This is a genomic window from Methylobacterium tarhaniae, assembly GCF_001043955.1.
Lineage (GTDB): Bacteria > Pseudomonadota > Alphaproteobacteria > Rhizobiales > Beijerinckiaceae > Methylobacterium > Methylobacterium tarhaniae.
Map to the genome: position 1 here is coordinate 1 of NZ_LABZ01000310.1, position 2,909 is coordinate 2,909.

Annotated in this window: 2 protein-coding genes and 1 pseudogene; 2 read left to right on the top strand and 1 reads right to left on the bottom strand. The window is 68.9% G+C overall.

Going from position 1 to position 2,909, the window contains the following annotated elements; all coding sequences use genetic code 11:
* Window positions 1–51: 51 nt before the first annotated feature.
* Window positions 52–333, bottom strand: a pseudogene (locus tag VQ03_RS29365) (septal ring lytic transglycosylase RlpA family protein); the annotation flags it as partial.
* A gap of 603 nt (window positions 334–936) precedes the next feature.
* On the opposite strand from VQ03_RS29365, the gene VQ03_RS29370 reads away from it, so the two are divergent.
* Entirely contained in the window at window positions 937–2,127 is a 1,191-nt protein-coding gene (locus tag VQ03_RS29370; RefSeq protein ID WP_083468306.1) for a site-specific DNA-methyltransferase, read from the top strand.
* Between the two features lie 144 nt (window positions 2,128–2,271).
* Window positions 2,272–2,877, top strand: a complete 606-nt coding sequence (locus tag VQ03_RS29375; RefSeq protein WP_157064317.1) for a hypothetical protein — start codon at window positions 2,272–2,274, stop codon at window positions 2,875–2,877.
* Window positions 2,878–2,909 lie beyond the last annotated feature (32 nt).

Sequence of the window (2,909 nt, forward strand, 5' to 3'; positions counted from 1 at the left end):
TGCGGATCAACGACCGCGGGCCGTTCGCGCATGGCCGCATCATCGATCTCGCCCGCGGTCGTTGATCCGCACCACCACCGAGCGGCCGTTGGCCTGGTTGGTCACCCGCACCATCGTGCCGAAGGGCAGGCTGCGATGCGCCGCGGTGAGGCCGTTGGGGTTGAAGCGCTCGCCGCTCGCGGTGCGATGGCCGGACGCGTACCACGAGGCCTTGCCGCTCTGGGCCTGCGCCGCCGAGGTCGCCGCGAGGCTCCCCAATCCGGCGAGGGCGAGCCCGGCCGGGAGAGCGATTCGGGCCGCGATCGACCGACGCGCAGGCTTGGCGCTGTTCATTCCACTGTCCTTGGTGGTTGCTGACGACAGAGCCAATCGAGACCAAACAGGACGAAAATATGACCGCCCGATTTGTGGCGGATAGTGCCGCATTCCAGGCTGATATCTTGCAATCCGTTAAGGTTCGACTTTTCAAGTCATGAGGCAGCGCGAAATCTTATTGGTGACTTGCGGGCCTTGGTGGCTGCACTCGGGCTTTTCAGCATTCGGAAGAAGCGGCTCCGGGGCGCCGGCGAGAGCCCCGGCGGTGCCCGGGCGATCGGCGTTGCCCGTTCAGGTGGACCGTCGAGGGAAAGGACGGCGCCGGTCCCTCCCCTCTCCCCGCCAGATCCGGAGCGTGCCCGGGATCTGGTGGGGAGAAGAGATGTCCGGCGCGTCGTCCTGGTCCGGACTGCCCACCTGAATGGCCGATCCCGGCGCGCGACGACGGGGCCGCGCCATCATCGCCATCAGTAGTGTTTCTTTAACGGATCGACCCGGCTATCCGCCAGCTCGGCAAGAAATGCAGCCCCATTTCGAGACGCAAGTCGTGCCTGCGGGAAACGTGACCTTTACCGTAGCGGCGGCAATGTCTGGTGGTCAGTCGCGTAACCGGTGTTTGCCATGGCTTCCCCGCGTACCGCGGTCGCCGGCACTGCCGCCCGGAATCAGGTCTCGCGTACCGGGCGAGTGGTGTCGGCGCCGCGGATGGGTCTCGTTACCCCCGCACAGCGTCTTCCCCTGGACGAGGTCATCCTCGGGGATTGCCTTACCGCCCTCGATCGGCTTCCGCCGGCCAGTGTCGACCTGGTCTTCGCGGATCCGCCCTACAATCTCCAGCTCGGCGCGAATGCCTTGCTGCGCCCGGACCAGAGCACCGTCGACGCCGTCGACGACGACTGGGACCAGTTCGCCAGCTTCGAGGCCTACGACGCCTTCACCCGCGCCTGGCTCGCCGCCTGCCGCCGGGTGATGAAGCCGACCGCCACCCTCTGGGTGATCGGCTCATACCACAACATCTTCCGCGTCGGCAGCGCGTTGCAGGATCTTGGTTTCTGGATCCTGAACGACATCGTTTGGCGCAAGGCCAACCCGATGCCGAATTTCCGCGGCAAGCGCTTCACCAACGCCCACGAGACCCTGATCTGGGCCTCGCGCAGCGAGCAGAAGGGCTACACCTTCCATTACGAGGCGCTGAAGGGGGGCAACGACGACGTCCAGATGCGCTCGGACTGGTTCATCCCGCTCTGCACCGGCGACGAGCGCCTGAAGGGCGACGACGGGCGCAAGCTGCACCCGACCCAGAAGCCCGAGGCGCTCCTCGCCCGCACCATCCTGTCGTCGTCGAATCCCGGCGACGTGGTGCTCGACCCGTTCTTCGGCACCGGCACCACCGGTGCGGTGGCCAAGCGGCTCGGCCGGCACTTCGTCGGCATCGAGCAGGAGCCGGCCTATGCGGCCGCGGCGCGCGAGCGCATCGCCGCGGTCGAGCCCCTGTCGCGCGCCGCCCTCCTCACCGCGCCGACGAAGCGCGCCGAGCCGCGGGTGCCGTTCCTGAGCCTCCTGGAGGCCGGCCATGTCCGGGCCGGCGAGACGCTCACCGACGAGCGCCGCCGCCACAAGGCCCTGGTGCGGCCCGACGGCACCCTCGGGGTCGGCCCGGCCTCGGGCTCGATCCACAAGATCGGCGCCCTGGTCCAGGGCCTGCCGGCCTGCAACGGCTGGACCTTCTGGCACGCCGAGCGCGGCGGTCGCCTCGTCTGCATCGACGATTTCCGCGGCACGATGCGGGCCGGCATGGGCTCGGCCGCCTGACACGATGCGCCTGTGGCCCCGCGGCCACGGGCGCTTCGGTCTTTGACACATGCGAAACACTTCGCTTGCTGCTTGACGTAAGGTCAGACATGGCCTGCCTGCCGCGACCGTATCGGACGGCGCGAAGGTGGGAAGGTTTTGACAATGGGTCGATGGTCATGGGCGCTCGCCGTGCTGGCGAGCCTGTGCGTGGCGGCCTGCAACACCGTGGCCCCCAACCGCCTCTCGCTCGCCGACACGGCGCAGCTGCGCTTCACCGGGATCGAGGTCCGGACCGCCGGCGCGGCCATCAACTGGACCGCCGCCGAGGACGACTACCTGCGCCGCCGCAACCTGTCCCTGACCGACCCGGCGCTGGTGCGGACGCCGGAGGCCCAAGGACATATCCGCGATCTCGCGGCTCGGCGCCTCAAGGCGGCCCTGGAGCGGGCGCTGGCCTCCCGGCCCGAGGGCGCGCGCCCGGCCCGTCTCGTGGTCACCCTGGTGAAGGCCGACATGCCCTCGGCGGCCCAGCGCATCATCGTGGGCGGCCATCCGACGATCCGCGCCAACATCGAGGTCATCGATGCCCGCACCGGCGCGGTTCTGACGAGCTATAGCGGCGATCAGGGCATGCAGGTCGCCGGCCAGGGCGTGCTCGGCGTGGTGGTCGACGGGGCGCTCACGGCCGGCGGCATGGACGACCAGTTCGACCGGGCTGCCAACGACTTCGCCCGGCGCTTCAAGAACTGGCTCGCGGCCGGGGTATAAGTGTCTCTCACGAAACTCCCGATCGCTGTCGT